Source organism: Acanthopleuribacter pedis, from assembly GCF_017377855.1.
Classification (GTDB): domain Bacteria; phylum Acidobacteriota; class Holophagae; order Acanthopleuribacterales; family Acanthopleuribacteraceae; genus Acanthopleuribacter; species Acanthopleuribacter pedis.
Window position 1 is genome coordinate 15,169 of the sequence record NZ_JAFREP010000039.1, and the last position, 20,622, is coordinate 35,790.

Consider the following 20,622-nt stretch of genomic DNA (forward strand, 5'->3'; position numbering starts at 1 on the left):
CGCAAGCCTACCGATTCAGATGTCGTGATTTCGTGAAGACGATCTTGCCAAAACCCCGAATCACAAGGTTATCCAGATGATGCGTTCAGGATGAAAAAGGCGCAAGGTCTCGCTGCATTCTTAGGCATGCGCCCCCTCACTCGCTACCGCCACACCGCAACAAACCTTTATTCTCAAGCCACTTAACCACCGCAACAAAACCCGCCCGACGAAATCGTGAGGGGTACCCGTCAACCGCATGCACCCCTGCATTTATGAGGGTGAAACGATAGCCGCCGCGAATGCCGTTTTTCTGGAAGCCGACGGTGACCCCTTCCATTACCGCTTCTTTTAACACCTCCTCAATACGGGCACCCGGAACCTCGGCATGATGGAAGGGATCACCTTGCCAATCGGGATGGTCCTGCCAGACAAAAAGCAACGCGTCGCCCACCGCGACTTCAATGGCAGCGGTGATTTTGGCAAAACCGCCACAATTGGTTTGGGTTCCCGTGCGCACGACACAATAGCCTTGCGCGGTCAACGCGAATAAATCATGTTTCGAAAGCTTCATTAACCCCTCCAAAAGTTGCCGGCGCCATCGACCAACCGGGTGGCGCAAATTGCATATGGGTTGGCGCGCTTGGCTATGTTTCCTTCCGACAGAAATCTCTAAATTGAGGGTCAGCAAAGAAGATGGGAGGTCAGCCATGACACAAATTAATCGTTCCGCCCCGGTAATGGTAACCGGTGCCACGGGTTATGTGGCCGGTGTACTGGTCAAAAAACTGTTGCAAGCGGGCTTCACCGTTCATGCCCCGGTTCGCGATCCTCACAACACGGACAAGCTGAAGTACCTCAACGCCCTTGCCGCCGAATCAACCGGGAACATTAAGTATTTCAAAGCCGACTTACTCGAAACCGGTTCCTACGCGGAAGCCATGGCCGGCTGTGAACTGGTGTTTCACACCGCATCGCCGTTTAAGGTCAATGTCAAAGATCCCCAAAAAGAGTTGGTCGATCCGGCCAAACTGGGAACCCGCAACGTGCTGGAACAAGCCAACCAAACCCCGTCGGTCAAACGCGTGGTGCTGACCAGCAGTTGTGCGGCCATTTACGGCGACAACATCGACTTGCAACAAACGCCGGACGGCGTCTTCACCGAGGAGATCTGGAACACCAGTTCCTCCTTGGCCCACAACCCCTATTCCTATTCGAAAACCCTTGCCGAAAAAGAGGCCTGGCGCATCGGTGACCTGCAATCCCAATGGGATTTGGTGGTCATTAACCCGACGCTGGTGATCGGCCCCGGCATCAACCCCCACGGCACCTCGGAAAGCTTTAACATTATTCGCCATATAGGCGACGGCACCTTCAGCGCGGGTGTCCCCCATTGGGGTTTCGGCGTGGTGGATGTGCGCGACTTGGCCGAGGCCCATTTCCGCGCGGGTTTCACCCCCCACGCCAAGGGTCGCCACATCATCTCCGCCCACAACACCGACATGTTCGCCATGTCGCAAACCTTGCTCCCTCGATTCGGCCAAAACTACCCGATCCCCCGCAAAACCGTGCCCAAATGGTTGCTGTGGCTGGTCGGCCCCCTCGTGGATAAAACCATGACCCGCAAAATGATTGGAAGAAACGTCAACTACCCCTGGCGCGGCGACAACAGCAAGAGCAAGCGGGAACTGGGCGTCAGCTACCGCCCACTCGCGGATTCGATGAACGCTTTTTTCCAGCAAATGGTCCACCACGGCCTGTTAAACAAGGTCGGTTAAGCCGCATTTCTCACAAGGGTTCGTCGCGAGAAGCTGAAAGCCTTGTGAGTACGAAGGTTACGACCGAGAGACGGCACAGGGGTCCGACCTTTCGGCGTAGCAGCTGAGGCGAAGGCGGCTCGACCGAGTAATGCGGAAGGCCGCCCCCTCGCAATCGCATGGGTTGCCCCGTAGCAGAATTCCTTGGGAGAAATGCGGGCTAAGCCGCCACCGATGCCCAAGCGTTCCGATTTGGGGGAAACCAACCCCGCTTGCCGAGACGGAAGAAATCATCTGGAAAACGCCGGCGAAGAGAATCTTTGGTTTTTTGAGCCGTTCGACGATAAGCAGGATAATCTGTATCAGGAACGGTTGAATGACCCCAAACCATCCTCCCGAACCGGGCGACTTTGAATTTTATTACCAGCTTTGGAAGCAACAGCCTTCTTCCCAGCAGGCCACGACACAGCAGTTCCTCGTTTGGTGCGCGGCACAAACAGGTGCACGCCACGACGAAGCAACCGCATCCTCCCTTTTTAAAACCTTGTGGTCCACATGGCGGGAAGCGCGGCCCACGGGAACGGGTCTGACCGAACACCACTTTGTCGCTTGGATCGCCGAACAGATCGCGCTTCAGCAAACGCGGGAAACCTCGGCTGGGCGCCCTCATCCGGCCGAGGATGACGCAAACCAAAGCAATGTGCGCGCGCGCCTTGCGGACCCCGTTCCCGCAACCATTGGCCGCTTCCGGCTGGAAACCCCCTTAGGCGAGGGGGGCTTTGGCCGCGTGTTTTTGGGCGTGCGCATGGACGAGACCCAACAACGTGTCGCCGTAAAAATGATGTCCACTGTCGCGCCGGCCCAATTAGACGCCTTCCGCCAGGAAGCCCGTATTTTGGCGCGGTTACAGCATCCCAACATCGCCCACTTCCTGGATCACGGGGATCTGGCCGACAACCGTTGTTGGATTGCGATGGAATACGTGGAAGGTCAACCATTGGACCATTGGTTGGCAAGCACCAAACCAAACCTGACGCAACGCCTGGCCGTATTTTCCCAAATTTGCGATGCGGTCGGACACGCCCATCACCATTTGATTATTCACGCCGATTTAAAGCCGGCCAACATCTTGATCGATCAAGGCGGCCGACCCAAACTTTTGGATTTCGGGATTGCCGCCGTGCGCGACCCCCACCAGACGGAGGATCAAACCGCACCCATCCCCACCGCCCTCACCCCGGCCTATGCAGCGCCGGAGCAACTTCTCCGCAAACCCTTAACCACGGCCACGGATATTTACAGCCTGGGAGTCCTGCTCCATCAGCTTTTAACGGGGTGTCCCCCCAAAACCCAAACCCTGCCGCCCAACCCACTGCTCGCCCACGAGGAGACAAATCCGCTGCCGTTACCCAGCCGCGCGGCGCGCGATCCAAACCTGGGCATCCCCCCCAAACAGTTGCGCGGTGATTTAGATGCGGTGGTCGCGAAAGCAACCGCCCGTGAAGCCGAGGCGCGTTATTCATCCACGGCCGCCATGGCCGAGGACTTAAAGCGTTTTTTGCACCATAAGCCGCTGCACGTTCGACCGCGAACCGGATGGTACGTCCTGCGAAAACTGTTTCAACGGCGCCCCTTACCGGTGGCGCTCAGCGCGGCCACGCTCATCGGCATCTCCTTGCTTTTGTACCTCATGCACGTGCAGAACCAACAGCTGAGCATCGAGCGGGACGGCGCCAACCGCGCTCGTGATCGCGCCACCGCCGTTACCGGTTTTTTGGTCACCCTGTTTGAACATACGGACCCCGACCTGGCCCGAGGCGGCACGGTTTCGGCGATGGAGGTCATGGAACTGGGCCGTCAGCGGGTCAAGTCCCAGCTCGCGGGCGACCCGGAAACACAAGTCAGCCTGTTAACCACCATGGGCCGCGTTTTTAGGGCCTTGGGACGTTATCCCCAATCACGCGAATTACTGGCCGACGCCATGGCGCTGGCGAAACCGGGCACCCACGAACACGAAATCGCGGGCTTTGAATTAATCCAAACACTCGAAGCCGACGGTGAGTATGGGGCTGCCAAACAACGCCTGGCGCAACTCGCGGCACAACGGGCGCCACATCACGAGGGGATTTGGTTCGATTACCACTATGCCGCCGGCCGTATCGCCTTTCTTTTGGGCCGCTACCACCAAGCTGAAAACGCCTACGCCGCCGCAAAACCCGCGCTGGCGACGCGACCGGCAGAACAACAGATGCGTTTTATGCGCGATCAGGCCCGCCTTCAAGCGACCCTGGGTTTCAGGGAAGCGGCGGTTTCCATCCTCCAAGAACTGTTGGCGCTTCAGCAAGCACACTACAATGAGGGGCATTCACAACTGGGTCAAACCCACGCGCTCCTGAGCCAACACTACCGAATTCTGGCCGATTACCCGGCGGCACAAGCGGCCAATGCCACGGCCGAAGCCATTTATCGTCAGCGCTTTGGTGATCGACATCCCCATTTGATCGGCTGCTATCTGCGCGCCGGCCGAATCCATCAAATCGAAGGCCGGTTTGAAGCGGCGGAACAGGATTTTAAAGCCGGCTTGGCCCTCAGCCGCGAGGCCTTGGCGGAAAGCCATCCCCTCGTCGAGGAATGCCGGGCCGCACTCGGTGAGCTCCTCGTCGCCAAAGGCCGCTACCAAGAGGCGGAAACGCTTCACCGGGAGGCACTCGCACGGCGGTTGGCCCTTTTTGGCGGCGACCATCCGGTGGTGGCGCGCGGCTACCAAAACCTGGGTAACCTGCTGGTCATCCGGGGCGACTATGCCGCCGCCGAAACCTTGTTTCGCAAGGCGCTTTCCACACGAATGAACCGTTTTGGCGCGCAACATGCCGAGGTCGCCGAGAGCCTGGAAAACCTCGCCGGCTTATTCAAGCGCACCGGCAATCTCGATCAAGCGGAAGACCTGTATCGCCAAGTTCTCGACCTACGCCGCCGGCTATGGCCGGAGAATCACCCCAGCATTGCCACCGCCGGCAACAACTTGGCCCTTGTGCTGATGGAGCGCCGCGCCCTTGACGAGGCGGAACCGCTTTTAAGAGACGCCTTGGCCTTGAAAAAAGATCTGTTCGGGCCCCGCCACCCCGACGTCGCATCGCTGCTCAACAACTTGGCCCTGTTGCTGCGCCGTCGCGAGGATTACACGGGCGCCGCGGCCAATTACCGCGAGGCCTTGGCTTTGAAGCGCGCGCATTTGGACGAAAACCACCCCGACATCGCCCGCGGTTTAACCAACCTCGGCAGCCTTTTCCTGGCACAGGGCGACTTTGAGGCGGCAACCCCTTTTTTTTTGGAGGCACTCACGATACGCCGTGCCGCTTTTGGTGAAGAACACCCGGCCGTGGCGCGGGCGGTGAACAATTTGGCGAGTGTCAAACAGGCACTCGGTGAGTGGCATGCCGCGGAACCCCTTTTTCGTCGTAGTCTGGAGATCAAAGAATCGGTTTACGAAAAAAACCATCCCAGCATTGCCGTCAGCTTAAACAATGTGGGCCGGTGTTTGCGGGAGCAGGGCCGATATGCCGAGGCACGCACTTATTACGAACGTGCGTTGGCGATGCGTTTGGCGTTGTTTGGTGAGCAGCACCGAAGCGTGGCCTTGAGCCACCGCAACCTGGGCCACCTCGCCCTGCTGCAAGGCCGATTTTCCGAAGCAGCGCGGGAATTGAAGCGGGCGGAAGAAATATTGCGTGCGTCACGAGAACCGGCGGTTTCCAGCCTGGCCCGCCTGCTCCTTCATGAGGCCGAGTTAAGCGCAACGACGGATCATCACAACGCGGTACACCCGCTGTTAGATGAAGCCTTGGCAGGTTTTAAAGAAACACTCGGTCTGGAACATCCCACCGCCCTCAAAGCGCGCAGACTCCAAGCCGATGCGGCCTTCGCCATGAACCAATGGGACGGGCTCCAAGCCACATACGATACCTTGGCGACCAAACACCAAACCCTGGGACGGCTCAAAAATCCCGAATGGTTGCAGGTGCGTCTCGGCCTTATCCGACTGAAGCTGCGCCAGGATCGATTCGAGGAGGTGCAACCCTTGATTCACCAGGCCGCCGCGCAAGCCAAAGCAATCCAAAACCCAATTTATGAGGGACTTGTGGCCCAAGAGCAGGCGTTGTTGTCGGTCCGGTTGGGTGACCCTAAAGCGGCGGCACCCTTTTATCAAACCGCCTACCAGCGAATTAAGAGCCGTGTCGAAGAAAACCACTGGTTGTGTATCGAACCCCTGATGGGCCTTGCCGAGACGATGCAGATGCTCGGCGAAACGGAGGAGATGCTCAAGCGTGCAGAACGCGCCAACCAATTAGCGGAAACCACCTTGCCCGAGGATCACAGTTACCGAGCCGTGATTCGCTCGCGCTATGGTCGGCTCTTGGCGGCCGCCGGCCGGGTGTCCGAGGGTGAGGCGATGATGCGCGATGCCGTCGACGTTCTTTTGACACGTCGCGAGGAAAACCACTTCCTCGTCCGTGAAGCACGCGCTCGGTTGACCTCGTTCAAACCATAACCCACGAACCCACCGCCTAAAAAGCCAGGGTCGTGGCACACGGCTTCGACCTGAGAAGCCGGCCGGAATCTTGGCGCAATGCGGCGCCGAGGCCAAAAAACAAGCCGGCGGCGGATGGTTTCCGGCCCAAGGCCACAAAATCCGTAGCGGTATCGCCTCAGCCACGGCAAAAATTCCATTCACACCAACTTTTCTAGGCGCCACCGCGACTCAAGGAAAGGAAAAGAATAGGAGGGGTGGAAATGAACACGATTTTGACGATGATTTTAGCGGGCGCTTTGATGTTTGGTGAGCCACCGCGGGTGGCGAACAAAACACAACCCGAGGGCGACCCACGCCCCGTTTCGTTGGTCGAAGATTTGCGGATTGGACCGGAAACCCATGAGGATGTTGGCTTTTGGCCGGGTTTTTCCGTAAAGGTCGCGGTCAATGCTGCCGGGCTGACGGCCGTTGCCGATGATCGCGAAAACCGCATTGTGGTGTTTAACCACGATGGATCCTTAAACCGCATTTTGGGCGGTTTTGGGCAAGGACCGGGTGAGTTCCAACACCTGAGAAGGGTTCAATTTTTGGCCGACGGGCGTTTGGTCGCTTTTGAAGCCCAGGGTTATTTCGCGATGACCTTTTTTGACAAGGACCTGAACTATGTTGAAAAAATCACACCGCGCACGGCGTACCTTTGCCACCATTATGAATTTTCGCCCAAGGCTGATTTGGCCTGGGCCGACACCGTGCGCAACAGCGGCGGCCACACCGAACGCGGTACCCAGGTACTTAAGCCCAACGGCGACATCGTCCACACCATTCAAACCCACAAGGTGATGCATTTCCGTCAGGACAAAATGATGGAACCCGCCTTTTGGGCCGAGTACATCGGAGACCAACTGAAAAAACAGGCACAGGGGCTCGGCGGCTTCGGTGCCTTCGCACCCGACGGTACCCTTTACACGGCGGTAGGCAAGCGCTACGAAATCACCCAATGGCGCGCGGACGGCACCGGCAAGGTCCGCACCATTACGCGCGACACCAAGCCAAACCGCCTCACCGAGGCCGAAATCGCGGCCGTCATCAAACCCATTCGCCAGAGCATTAAGGCGCAATTACCACCCGACGTCGCCGCGGTCGTCACACCGAGCGTCGTCGAAAAAGCCATCGACCACGCCGGTTTTCTGCCGGGACGGATGCCGATTAACGGCCTAAAGGTGATGGAGGACGGCACCCTGCTCGTCATCACCGATTACAACCGGTTAACCGGTTTAAGCACCGCCGACCTATTCGACACGGACGGCCGCTTCCTCGGCAGCTTCCAGCACCCCAATGCGGGTTTGCAGAATATGGTGTTCAAGAACGGCTACGCCACCACCATCGAAACCGACGAGGACGATGAAAACACACTGGTACGGTACCGCATTCAGCGGGGAGAAGGCAAAACCGAAGGACGCACACCCACCAAACCCAAACCTTAACCAAGCGGGCCGCGCCGCCTGGGTCACATGTTCCAACCGCGGATGGTGGAATCGGAAACATCCAACTTGTCTTTGACGATATGGTCGATTTCGTTGAGGAGCACGGTTCGGTTTTTCTCATAAAGCCGGTTCAGTTCGGGATCCTCGTGCTCATATTGGTACAAGCGGGTGCTGAGCCGGCCCTTGAGAATGCGCAGCCAGGTGCGTACCTCGGGTTGGGACTTCACCTTTTCCACCTCTCTGAACACCTGGAACAGGTTTTGGGCCGGCGGCGCGTCCTTGAACGCGCCAAAGGTGGTGTAGGTCAGGAAGAATATAAGGTATTGCACCTGGTAATCCCAGGCCGCCTCGTCAAAACGCAAAATCGCCAATTTCGTTTTCGAGAGGATGCGGCGTTCCGTGATGAACTTTTGGTAATGTACATCGTGAATTACCTTGTACAACTCGGAATCCCTGGGGAATTTTTTGCTGTAAACTTCGTTAAAAACCCGCTCGGTGGAACGGTTGTAGGCATTGAGCAGCGCAACAAACTTTTTCCCCACGCGCATGTCGACGGTATCGATGAACTTGTATTCCTTACGCAGGTTTTCAAGATCATCGTAATTGAGGATTTCATCCCAGTAGGGCGCATCATCCACGTAACCCAGCTTGGTCTGGAATTGCATGAGCTCCCTGAGGGCATGCTGGACATCTTCCTGAAGACGACCAAGGGCTTCGCAGTTCACATTTAATTGTTCCTTCAGCAGGGTCACCTGGCCGCGGTCGAGCCCAAACGTAGCACGAATGACATTCACTTTTGCTTGGCGAACCGCGCCGGGACAAGAAATTTGCTGGGCCTCGCGAATGTGCTCCGAAAGCCGGTCAAACCGTTCAACCAGGGGTTCCGCCCCCTGCAAGTCGGCAATTTCCACAAAAGTCGCACAGCAGGCATTAAATTCTTCGCGCCAGCGCCCCTCGTGAAACACATCAAGCCCGTACTTTCTAAAGGTTTTGGCGGTATCCGTGCTCTGGTCGAGCACAATCAATTCGTCAAGTCGTGCCGCCGCGGCCTCCAACTTATCCTCGTTCGCCTGAATGAGTTGGAATTTGGTGCGGAAATCGTGCTCCACCTCGGACTTAAGGCCTTTCGTCTTCAGGACTTGCTTGAAAAATTCTTCAATCTTTTCCGGTGGCGGGATGAGTTGCAGTTCATCGCGCGTGAGCACAAAACGCCGTTGCTGCTCTAAGGGGCAATGGAGCTGCTCGTAATCGTCGATGCGCTCGTGATAAGGCTCCCCTTTAATCAGGTCTAGCTTTTGGCGATAGTCCAAAATCGCGTTTACAATCATGCGCCGCAAGGTTCGCATCAGTTCGCGCTGATCCGATTTGGTCAAGACTTGGGTATCCGGGGCGGCAAGGTAGGTGTCGTAAACCGCACCGTTGATTTCGAGCAAAAGATGCTCGAACTTGTCGATACGGTCATAAAGCCGTTCGAGAAAGTCGCCGGCCCCCTCGGGATAAGCCAAACGAATTTTTCCCTGCAGCAAGGTATCGTGGATATTCAGGCGGTGGACAAAATCACTTACCTCCGTTTTGAGTGTCATCAGGGTGTTCAGCTTTTCGGTATTCGCATCTTCAAATTCGGTACGCTGAAACCGGATGGCGAAGCGACGAAAAACATCCGGCAACAAAAGCTCTTCCAACTCGGCCCTGGCACTTTGCGAGGCGAAATCATCGGTCACCTGAAAATCGTGGATGATTTTGTGAACCACTTCCATGGTTTCGACCTGGTGCTCCTCCACCAAACGGGTCATTTCCGCCAAGATTCGGAAATAGAGGCGGTGCAACTTAATGCGGTTGGAACGCAGCCAACTTTCCGCCAGTTCGGCGTCCGGCGATTGCACGGTAAGCTGTTGGTCAAAACGAATCGACTGGTAAGCGATGCTGTCTTGGCGGCAAGCCTCGTCAATTTTCTCCTCAATCAGGTGGCGCTGACGGTTGAGCTGGGAAAAATAACGTTGATGGTCTTTTTTGCGACTGTAAAGGTTTTCGATAAAAGCGATGCGTTTGTCAAAGGCCTGTACATCACACTCGCGCTGAATCTCAGAAAAGGTCTGGTATTTCAGCCGATGCCATTCCTTGACGTTAGGGTTGATCCCATTGGCGTCCGCCATGCGCAACAAGCGAAAGTTGTTGGCCCAACCCAACATGCCCCCGTCATGCTTGCCATCGAGGGGTTTCAACCCGCTCAATTTTAAAAATTCCTGTTTCAAATTGGCGACGTGTTTGCGCAGGCTGGGTAGGGACAGTTTTAAGTAGGATTCAAGGGCCTCGATCTTTCCGCGAAAATAGGACTCCTCAAATTGCTTCATGGCCAATTCATGATTGGGGTGCTCGGGATTTTTAACCGCCGTTTGTAACGCGAACAAATCGAAAAAGAGCCGATTCGGCAGTTCGAGCGCCTTGGTAATTCGCTCGAGATGGGAGACATCCTGCTCTTTACTGTATTTTTTGCTTTGCGCGCTTCGTATTACTTTGATGCCGCCCTGCACGATGGCGTGGGCGTTGTAACGGTTAAAGGTTTCCAAATAGGAAAGATTGCGCTCTCGCTTCAAATAAGAAAGGAGCTGTTGGTGCTCCAGGCGAAGTTCTTTGATGCGTGGCTCAAGCTCGACCAACATGCGATGTTGAATATCCATGCGCAATCGGGTTGAGAACTCTACATCAAAGGGAATCCGAAAGGGCACGTCGGGCAAGGTAAAGTGAAGCAAACACCCGGTCCGCTTGATGATCTGCAGGTAATCAATTTGAACAAAATCTTCGGCTTTCACCTTGTTCAGTTCATCGTGGACGATCACCATCAATTCAATGTAACCATGGGAGCGCCGTTGCTCCATCACCAGCGCCTGATTAAAGATGAAATCCAACTGATCTTTATTCAGGGGAAACTCATAGCTGGGAATGGCGTTGTGAATCGCTTCATCGGGGATCAGGCTATTCTGCCTGGGAGCCATAGCGCCCCCTCCTGAAATGGACCGCCGCGCACAGTTACTCGCAACACCTGTTCCTCTAACGGTTGCAAAGAAAGAGCCCGGCGGATGATACCTTGACTTAATTTTTGAAAATGTTTTTTTGGTCGAGATACATATTATAACAAGCACACAGGGGTGTCAATTAGGTCTAGGATCAATATTTGAAGAATAACGTAATCTTCCTCGATACTCTCATTCTAAGTGCATATCCTAAGTTCCGCTTATACCGAAAAATACACCCTTCCATCAAGGAAGGTTCAAGGTCAAAACCCAGAGTTTTCAATCGCGTCCACCACGTTTTTCTCGAAAACCGTGAGCTACATTATAAATGATCCCTTTGGTGGAAATATTTGGGCGGTTTCGGTCTCAATCATTGCGCGGCTAAATACCTGCACGGCAACCCGTGGAAGTTGCTAAAATGATCACGTATTCGATAGGTGGTTGCATGCCCAATTCCAAAGACATAGCCTCTCCGAGCACCAAGGAAAGGCATCATCCCCCTGCTGAGGAGCATCTGGAAAACCTGAGCGACCCCGACGGCCTCCTTTCCGGCAGAGGCCAAGCCCATTTGCTTCAGCGCCTTCAGGAAGATTTCAACCCCAAGATGTTGGATGAACTTCAGGAGCAGGCCTACTTATCCAGCGGCAAAAAGTCGCACATGTACCGCGAAAACATGCGGATGGTCGCCGAAAAACTCAATCTCTACGCCGACAGGGTCCAACGGGTTCGCGTGGAAGAGTTGATCAATGGTTACGGTTCTTTGATCTACATTAAACTCAACCTGGGCGCCCAAGAAATCCCTTTCGATATCGAGTTCCTTCTCGAGCTAAAAGAAGCAGCGCCAAAGGTTTACAGTGCCTTAAAACGCAAGCGTTCCTACCTTTGTAAGGAACATGCCGCCCTTTTTAAAAAGTTCACCAAAAGCCTTTCGCTCCACGCCTGTATTGGGCGACTGACCGGACGGGGTGGCGAAAAAGCCGCGACCTCCGACGCCAAGATGCGCCCGGACCTGCGCAAACAGTCATACGGTCTGGAAGCCGGCGCGGAAACCCGCTTTGGTTTGGCGGTCATCGAGCACATCTTGCTGGATAAAAAAAATGCGCGTTACCAAGAAGCCGTCGATTGGTTGGCCCATTCCAAATTCGAGAGCCTGGGCGCCCTGCAGAGCCACAACAAAAAGTTCCGGGAACTGCTGAACAACCCGCGTTCCCAGGGTACCGGTCTGGTGGCCATGTCCCGCGAAAGCCACTACTTACTGGCCGTCGAAGAAATGCTTACCAACGAAAATCCACTGGGGTTTTTACGCATCAAGGACATTCAACCCTTTTGGAATCCAGAGCAGTTCAAACGCCTCAAGCAATCGACCAAAAACCGCCACATGGGTTCTCAACCCGAAAAGTACATGAGGTGGTGCGGCGCCCGTCTAGAACGCATCTTTGCCTTCCTTCACGGCGGTTTTGATCCCCACAGCCTGCTCAACCTCAACCTGCAGGCCTTGCCCCACCGCAACAGCGATCTAACTGAAGATTACCAGGCACTTACCCTATGGCTCGAGGATGTTCAGGTTCACCTATTTCTATTCGCAGAAACCGTCCTCAAGGAGATGAGCGGGGCGCGCGAGGCCAATCCCGCGCTCACCATCTCGGAATGGGCGGAGAATCTGTTAACCCCCCTTAAACCAAACGAACTACAGACCTTCGAGGCCATTAATCAGGGGGATTTTACCCGCAAGCTTATCTACCGGGTCGGTAAGTTGGAGTTTGAACCCTCCGGGGAAATCGCCACCTTCCAGGCATCACTTCAACTCCACCGCGAAATTGAACACCTTACCGCGTCGCTAACAGGCTGGGCCTTCAAGTACTTCCAACAGAACGGACCCGAGGACGGAGCAACCCGCTTCGATGCCGTCGGCCACCTTTTCAAAGAGATTCGCGCTTGTTTTGAACGCCAATTACAGATCGAGCAGGTTTTGATCCAATGCTACGAACATCTCAAGGATTACACCTCGGTGCCCCTGGAGGACCTGCGCTACTGCCTCCCGATTATCAAGCGCACGCTCTACAGCTCGCTTCACGCCCTCGATTTTCAAATCATCAACGCCACCCACTACCGGCGGCGCTTAAATGAGATCCTGGTACTTCCCAACCCGCGTGAACGGCAGATCCGCCTTTTGCTGCTTCTGGAGGAGTTGCGCGACATCCCCGTCGCCGAACCCTTGGTCGACTTGGTAAGAAAACACGGCGCGGATGAGGACCCATCTTGGGTTCAAATGTATTGGCTTTTTCTACAGTGTAACGACGAGAATCTAGAAAACCTTTTTCAACACGTGCGCAATGAACTCCGGGAAGCGTTGCGTGAGGGCGAGTGGGCCCACCCACGCGTGGCCCTGGAAGCATTCGAACTCATCAACCATTTCTCGCCCGACCTCAAACGGGCCCTGGCCCTGTTAGAGGCCGAACTGGCTAAGGCCAACGCACCGGAGGATGCCAAAGGCACGGCTTGGATGCTCATGAACCTCGAACAACAAATCATCGAGGGGGAAGCGCAGGTTGCCGACAAAGCGGTGTTAAATGATCTAACCGCACAGCTTACAAGTGCCTTCAAGCTGGACAAACCGATGCTAAAACAGTTGGTTTCCATCCTTGCCGACGATCACGAGGCGCTCTACGAATTGATCGAATCCCTCAAACGCCCCTTCGGCAAAATCTACAGTCGCCACGGCATCAGTCGCCACCTTTCCCAAGCCCTCCACTACAAGGATGTCACCCTGCTTAAGAAAAATTTTGACTTCGTGTCACGCTCTTCGGCGGCCCAACTCAAGGCGTTCGGCTTTCTCTACACTCAAAGAGGCCTCGCGGTAGAAGCCATCTTCAGCAAAGCCAAGAAGAAAGACGCAACCACGCCGCCCGACCTCAAAAAAATGCTCACCTCCGGTGCCCTAAAAACCTTCAAAAAAGAACACCGCATGTCTGCCGAGCTGAAATTATTGATGTTATTCCACGAGGAGCGTTTTCTTTCACTGGACATTCAACTCTTGGCCAGCTTTTTGAACTTCGCCGCGCCCGACAAACTGAGTACCAAGGGCACCTTTAACGCTTATCTAGCATTGTTCCGCCTCCTAGACGTCAACCCCAAATACCGCACTTACCTACGCCACGTCTGGTCCAAAACCAGAGGGCTTCTTCGGGTTTACCATCCCGAATCCTTCGGCGGCCTCTACAGGCAAAACGTAAAGACCCTGCACAAAAACGTGGAGGACATCGTGGGTATCCGGCTGGAACGAAACGAGTCCGAGCTAAAGGGCCGGGTCTAACCCAACCGCTGCCGCGTCCCACCGCCGGCAGCACCCGTCAAGCCCGCGTAACAACCGAAAAACCGCGCGGCACCCGACCAAAAACAAGGCCGCTTCGATCTCCCCGTGAAAACAAAAAGATAACCAAGAAGACAACCTTCAATAGAACCACACACCCATTGATTTCTAACTGATCCAATGATTACACCAACAACACCTTTTGCACCATTAAAGGTTTTATCACCAATACACACTATGCAACGCCATCACGAGACGATGTTTTCGTGTTTGCGATGGGTCACCTAAAACATAGATCATTTTTCGTTTAAAACACGTTCTCAACTTTTAAGAGGTTCCTCGATTTTTGTATTCCAAAGCTGCGAACCTTTTCATTGTTTCAAAGCTGTTGATCCGACATGAAAAAGGGCGCGGCATTTTGCGCCACGCCCGCCTGGTATTTTAGAACTTTGAACCCAAGATTAATGCTGCCAAACGTCCACCTTGACGGTCGTCGTGGCCGGCGCCCAGGTGGCGCCCGTTTTGTTGAAGAAGGTTACGGTCACGGTGTTTTCTCCGGTGACCGCGCCGCTAATCAGCAACCCACCAACCGCGCCATCGACACCAACCGCCACCGTGTCGCCCGGCATCGCACCGGTCACGGTGAAGGTTTCGGTATGCACCGCGTCAGCTTCAATGCTCGGGGACAGGCCCGCCGCCACATGGTGCATGTGCTTTTTGATGGGTGTTCCCTGGCCAATGGCCATCCCCGACGGGTCGACTTCCACGATGGGGTCGCCGTCTTTGCCGTCGTCGCCCCCGTATTCACGGATCACGAACCTGTAGCTGGGATGCCCCGTTTTCCCGACGCGGAAATTAAGGCCGCCGTCGACGGTCAGGTTCCCTGGCAGGTACAAACCGCCCGAGTCGGTGCGCATGCGGAACAACAATCGGTTGTCCTCGTTTTGGATGAGCATGTGGGTCGCGTCCGAATCCAAAATTAAACGATAGTCCGGCATCCACTCCGTTGGTTCAAAAGGATTTCGGCCAGGCTTCAACAAAGTCTCGCCCAATAATTCGGGGATATGTACCCCGCGCGAAACGTGACCCGCTTCCGAGGAATCCACGCTGAGCAGGTATTTGAGGCCCTCGCCTTCCGCCTTCACTTCCATGTTGCGACGGTTGCGGAGCACCACGTTCAAACCGTTGTCGGAACGAATGCTGCGCATGTCGCGCGCCTCGTTAAGCCGCACCGAACCCATGTGGGTATCCTCCGGCATGTAGAGGGTGCTGCCGTCCGTATAGATGCCCAAACCTTCCGCACCCTGAATGGAAGACGGCGTTTTGTACATACCGGTCATGCGCGCCAAAATCTGCAAACCCGAGGCGTCGGCCCCCTCGACCACTTCGATATTCACTTCCTGATCGGTCGCATTCAAGCGATCCCAACCGTTTTTCTCAATCCAACCGCCGGCAACTTGCAAACCAGACACCTGACCTTCTAACAAAAAGCCGCGACCGCGCGCGCTATAGTCCTCGGTGATCATGCCGTTGCGCTCGAGCTCCAGGAAACTGAAGCTGTTGGAATTGGCCCAATCCATTTTGATACCGGTTCTCACACTGGTAGAGATGTCCAGAAAATCAAAGTGGTTGGCATTCACACGCGCCGCCTTGCCATTTTCTTGGTTGCAGGTGAAGGTGGTCTGCATGATCAGACCGGTCCCACAGCGGACCATACGCGCGTGATTGACATGGTTGTAGTAGACGCCGCTTTCCGGGTTGCAGCGCCATTCTGAACACCCCGTTTCGCAGCCTTCGTCACAGTCGCGAGTGACGGTTTCTCCGTTCACCGTTTGTCTCAGGTTTTGGCAACCGTCCACGGTGAACACCATGCCGAATTCGCAATCGTTGATAAAAATGTTCTCGATATAGGCGCCGGTATTCAAATCACCGGATTTACCAAAACGCACGCCGGTGATCCCGTTACCGCCCCCGGTCCCGACGCCGGCGATCTCTTGCGGGGTATTGTCATCGCCGCTGCCGTTGTCCCACTCAAGAGAAAGGGTACCGTTCAATTTGGTGTGAAAACCCATCTGGATCGCAACGAAGTCCGTCCCCTTGAGGTTAAAAAGCGCGTTTTGGGCGACGATCACCAGGCCTTTGGTGTGTTTTTCGCGCTCTTGAATGGTCCAACCCGGTTTGAAATACGGCCGCATATCCAGTGCAATGCCGTCGTCCTCGGGGCGTATTTCCGCGCTGTCCAATAGGTACTGCCCGCCGGGAATCACCAGGGTCCGCATGCCCATGCGCCGCGGCGCCTGAGAACCGTCGCAATGCTCGAAGTGCGGCGAATAGCGAAGGGTATCTAAAGCCGCGGTAAACCCCTTGTTATCGGGAAGTTGGTCATCGGCGACCACACCGAACCAGTTGGGATAAATTTCCCCATTGGTATCACCGACCCGGATGGTACCAAAGGCGCGACCCTCGGCGTCAAAAAGGGGGCGGGCGTCCACGGCCAGGATCACGTCAAAGTTGTATTCAAAATCGCCCACCAGAAGCCGAGCGCCCGGATGAAACGCAAAGCGAGCGTTTGGGGCACAAAAAGTGACTTTATCCCCGGCGGACAGCGAGCCATACAGGTCGTATTCGCCCTCGGGGAAATAAAGGGTTCCGGGTAATCCGCCCAACGCGTCGAGCGCGCTCTGAATGGCGGCAATATCGTTGGTAGCACCTGTTTGAAAATCAGCTAGGTTCAGGCGATCTTGAGCCTGAAGCGCCGTGGTAAAAGTGAAAAGACAGAGGGATACAACACGAACAAGTGAAACGGGAAAGAAAAGGCGACCTATTTCGCCTAAAACGCCTGAGCGATTCATCATAAAATTAACCGTCCTATCTAGCCCGCTTTTCTCACAAGGCTTTCAGCTTCTCGCTGAACCCTCATAGGAAATGAAAACCGGGCTTATTGACTTACTTTTGACTACCGTTAACTAACAGCATATGCGCAATAAGCTATACGACGGCCCATCCTTGATGTTTCCATGACCTATTTTTTTTCGAAAACACCGAACGCCCATCCAGCCCAAAACTTCAGTTCTCAACGGGAAAACCCGCCCCGTGAAACAGGGCGAACCGCAAAAGTTCGGATCGATTTCGGCGTGGTTTCCCCAGTCGACGAGGCACAGCCGCGACAGGCTAACGGATTGGGTTCACTGCTTCTGCTGAAACGCCTGGATCCGCTGTTTGTAGGTGCGACCCGAACGGAAATGGGCCCCTTCCGTGGTCGCGATTTCGTATTCATTGTTGCCCCGGTAAACCACCTCGGTCACATGCGCGCTGTTGACCAACACCGACCGGTGGATACGGATAAAACCTTGTGGTTCCAACAGTTCGACCGCATCCGACAGTGTTGCCCGTTTGTAATAGGTCGAACTCGCGGTGCGGATTTTGATGTAGTTGCCGTCAGATTGGATCCACATCATGTCGTCGGCTGCAAGGTCAACCGACGACCCGTAAAGGTCAATGGTCATGAGGTACCGCGGCGGCGCCGCGTCCGGTTCAGACGCGGGCGTCGTTTCCCGCATCTGGACATGGCGCCTGGCGCGCGCCAGCGCTTGCTGAAAGCGGGAATTTCGGAACGGTTTTAGTAGGTAGTCGAGCGCCTCGTATTCGAACGCTTGGACCGCGTATTTAGAATAAGCCGTCACGAAAATGCAAAAAGGCTGGGCCGAGGCGGGTAACTGTTGTAGGACATCAAAACCGTTTTTCCCGGGCATCTCGATATCGAGAAAAAGGATGTCGGGTTCCAAGGTGAACAGTGCCTTCAGTGCTTCGTCGCCGTTGCCACATTCGGCAACCACCGTCATATCCGCTTCTTTTTCCAGAAGGGTACGCAGGCGTTTTCTGGCGAGGGGCTCGTCATCGACGATGAGCACGCTCGTTTTCGGGCTCAAGCCACACCTCCCGGCAGCTCAATCAACACGCGAAACCCTTGGGCGAGCGGTTCCACGTCCATCACAAATTCTTCGGGATAAAGCAGTTCCAGACGCTTGCGCAAGCCCGACAGGCCCAGACCGTGCCCCTCGGTGTTGCGGTCAGGGCCCGCATCCGCCCAGGTATTGGTGACTTCAAAGCAGGTTCGGTTGGGTTTGCCAAAGATGCGAATGGCGACCTGGTGGGGGCCAAGCGAGGCGGAAACACCGTGTTTGATGGTGTTCTCAACCAATGGCTGGAGCAAAAAGGCGGGCACCTTCTGTTGCAAAAGGTCGGGCGCGGCATCGATCTGCACCTGCATGCGGTCGGAAAAACGCACGGCTTGGATGGCGAGGTAGTTCTCGGCAAAGGCGGCTTCCTCCGCCACCGTCACCCGATCCTGCACCTGGTGATCCAGGGCGTGGTGAAGCAACTCGCCGAGCCGGCCCAAATATTCCTGGGCTTCCTCCGGGTTTTCTTCCATCAGGGTGGCCAGGCTGTTGAATGCGTTAAACAGGAAGTGGGGCTGTACCTGCATTTTCAGGGCTTCCAGTTCAGCGAGGACTTTGCCTTTTTCGGCTTGAGACCGCAAAACAGCCTCATCGCGGAAACGCCCCTCGTACCAAAGCAGGTACACAAAAGCCAAGGTAAGTACATACAAAAACAGGTTTTCCAGCGCACCCACCAACACGCGCATGGCAAACAGGAAGGTGTCGCCGGCCGGGTCCAAATAACCCCAATCCTCCGCATCGATATAAATGAGCCAATAGGCCAAACCCAGTTCCACCAGGAACCGGTGCAGGATACACAAACCCAAACCCATCACCAGGTGTTTTGCGAAAAACGCGGCGCGATGTCCCTCGAAGGGAACCCGTTTGTGGATGGCAAACACGGCCGGCACAAAGAGCACCCACATGAAATAGACGAGGATCTGAGCGAGGGCGCCGTACCAGTTCATGGTTTTGCCCCAAACCGCCACCACGATCAGGTTCACGGCAAAGGCGAGGATCACAAAAATCGCGGCAAGGAGAAGCCACAGCCGCAACAGTTTATGATGTCCCAGAAAGTAGCCCATCCCGCTCTCCTCGATTCATTTCGGAACCCGCCCACAAGGCACAGGGTTGATCTTATCAGGCTCAGCCAACGGTTTGTCCCAGTCTTCAACCGTTCGTCCCCCGTCCCGAATCCTCAAAAACCCGGCGTCCGTAACAATCTTCAGGTGTGCCCGGTTTCTCCGCTCTCTAAAAACAAAAAAGCCGCCAACACCCAACAACACGATTTACGCCTGAACAACAAACAGCGGCCCCCTCCCCCGTCGCCGTGTTCAGGGTTAAAGGATAAATGATGAAAAGCAGCCTCTTCTTTTTGACCGTGCTCCTGCTCTCGCCCCTACCCGCAAGTGAACCCGCGACCGAGCAGGGCGAAGCGGTGACCGTTGACCTCGGTCGAAAGGTTCAAATAGCCTCCACGGTTCTGGGGGAAACACGCGATATCCTGGTTCACCTACCCGCGGGCTACAACCAAACCACGGACCGGTATCCGGTGGTTTATGTTTTGGACGGCAGGGATCACTTCCATCACGGCACCCTCGCGGCAAAAACCTTGGCGCGCTTTGGCCGCATCCCCAAGGTGATCGTGGTGGCGATTCCCAATACCAACCGCAACCGCGATCTCGGCCGCGGGAAGGATCAGTTCAAACGCTTCATCAACGACGAATTGGTGCCCATGATCGACAAGACCTACCGAACCAGGGACCGAAACGTGCTGTTCGGGCATTCCATGGCCGGCGCCTTCGCGCTTTATATGCTGGCGAGCGAACCCAATTCGTTCCAAGGTACGATCGCGGCAAGCCCCTCGCTCCAGATGGAGGACCGCAAACTGCTTGCTCAATTCCCCGCATTCTTGGCGCAAAAGCACGCCGGTACCCAATCGCTGTACTTCACGCGCACCACGGCGGCGCAAGAAGGAACGGACCTCAGCGAAGCGGTCGACCAACTTGCCGCGCTCATGAAAAAAGCCCCGCCGGCATTGGCCTGGGAATACCACTTCATCCCCAACGAAACCCACATGACCACGCCGAACCTCACCCTCTACCAAGGCCTTTCGGTGGTATTCCGCGATTACCAGCTTCCAAGCCTCGCCACTTTCAAGGCGTTCCAGGAATACGGCGGCATGGCGGGTATCCAGGCATTTTACGAAAAACGCGGTGAAACCTACGGCATCGCCAAGGACATTCCCATGGGAACCTACAACAGCATCGGCTGGATGCTCATCGAAGACGGTCACCAGGAAGCAGGTTTGCTACGCTTCAAGGAGTTGCTCAAAAAGAAACCCCAGTCACCGAGAGCCCACGCGATGTTGGGCAATGCCCTGGCCGAACTCAACCAAAAGGAACAAGCCCTGGCAACCTTCCGAGCCGGCCTTGAACTGGCCAAATCGCAGCATTCCCGCCTGGCCGAGTTTCTCAGCCGCCGCATCGACCAACTAACCAAGGAACCGTAAACCGGGTTTGGTCAGGTTCGCGGTGAGACGCACGCCTCCTCGAACCTAAGAAGCGCGATAAGCGTGAGGGATTTTGGCTAAAGATCTGGAGCGAAATGGT

At 55.4% G+C, this 20,622-nt stretch carries 10 protein-coding genes; 5 read left to right on the forward strand and 5 right to left on the reverse strand.

Annotated elements, in window-relative coordinates:
- Nucleotides 1-136 precede the first annotated feature (136 nt).
- Complete coding sequence (locus tag J3U88_RS29015) at nucleotides 137-553, reverse strand: hypothetical protein (protein WP_207862521.1); 417 nt, start codon at nucleotides 551-553, stop codon at nucleotides 137-139.
- A gap of 136 nt (nucleotides 554-689) precedes the next feature.
- On the opposite strand from J3U88_RS29015, the gene J3U88_RS29020 reads away from it, so the two are divergent.
- From J3U88_RS29020 to J3U88_RS29030, 3 genes are all read left to right on the forward strand, one after another.
- Nucleotides 690-1,757 (forward strand): NAD-dependent epimerase/dehydratase family protein, encoded by a 1,068-nt coding sequence (locus tag J3U88_RS29020; RefSeq protein WP_207862522.1) that lies wholly within the window; start codon nucleotides 690-692, stop codon nucleotides 1,755-1,757.
- A 355-nt stretch (nucleotides 1,758-2,112) separates the two neighbouring features.
- Nucleotides 2,113-6,285 carry a tetratricopeptide repeat protein gene (locus tag J3U88_RS29025; protein ID WP_207862523.1) on the forward strand — a complete coding sequence of 1,391 codons (4,173 nt, stop codon included), beginning with the start codon at nucleotides 2,113-2,115 and terminating at the stop codon, nucleotides 6,283-6,285.
- 242 nt (nucleotides 6,286-6,527) lie between these two features.
- On the forward strand, nucleotides 6,528-7,751 hold the full coding sequence (locus J3U88_RS29030) for an NHL repeat-containing protein (RefSeq protein WP_207862524.1): 1,224 nt from the start codon (nucleotides 6,528-6,530) through the stop codon (nucleotides 7,749-7,751).
- A gap of 23 nt (nucleotides 7,752-7,774) precedes the next feature.
- Here J3U88_RS29030 and J3U88_RS29035 read toward each other — a convergent pair whose 3' ends face one another.
- Nucleotides 7,775-10,744, reverse strand: a complete 2,970-nt coding sequence (locus J3U88_RS29035) for a hypothetical protein (protein WP_207862525.1) — start codon at nucleotides 10,742-10,744, stop codon at nucleotides 7,775-7,777.
- A 463-nt stretch (nucleotides 10,745-11,207) separates the two neighbouring features.
- Here J3U88_RS29035 and J3U88_RS29040 point away from each other — a divergent pair, with 463 nt between their 5' ends.
- Nucleotides 11,208-14,075: a hypothetical protein gene (locus J3U88_RS29040; RefSeq protein ID WP_207862526.1), complete on the forward strand. Its 2,868-nt coding sequence runs from the start codon at nucleotides 11,208-11,210 to the stop codon at nucleotides 14,073-14,075.
- A gap of 458 nt (nucleotides 14,076-14,533) precedes the next feature.
- Here J3U88_RS29040 and J3U88_RS29045 read toward each other — a convergent pair whose 3' ends face one another.
- The 3 genes from J3U88_RS29045 to J3U88_RS29055 form a co-directional block, all read right to left on the reverse strand.
- Entirely contained in the window at nucleotides 14,534-16,927 is a 2,394-nt protein-coding gene (locus tag J3U88_RS29045) for a hypothetical protein (RefSeq protein ID WP_207862527.1), read from the reverse strand.
- A 330-nt stretch (nucleotides 16,928-17,257) separates the two neighbouring features.
- Nucleotides 17,258-18,001 (reverse strand): LytR/AlgR family response regulator transcription factor, encoded by a 744-nt coding sequence (locus J3U88_RS29050; protein ID WP_207862528.1) that lies wholly within the window; start codon nucleotides 17,999-18,001, stop codon nucleotides 17,258-17,260.
- A complete protein-coding gene (locus J3U88_RS29055) occupies nucleotides 17,998-19,095 on the reverse strand; it encodes a sensor histidine kinase (protein WP_207862529.1) in 1,098 nt (365 codons plus the stop codon). The genes J3U88_RS29050 and J3U88_RS29055 overlap by 4 nt, the downstream gene beginning before the upstream one ends.
- A gap of 269 nt (nucleotides 19,096-19,364) precedes the next feature.
- Between J3U88_RS29055 and J3U88_RS29060 the strand changes: the two genes are divergently transcribed.
- The gene (locus J3U88_RS29060; RefSeq protein WP_207862530.1) at nucleotides 19,365-20,522 is read left to right on the forward strand and encodes an alpha/beta hydrolase-fold protein; all 1,158 of its coding nucleotides are present in this window, start codon (nucleotides 19,365-19,367) and stop codon (nucleotides 20,520-20,522) included.
- The last annotated feature ends 100 nt before the right edge of the window (nucleotides 20,523-20,622 follow it).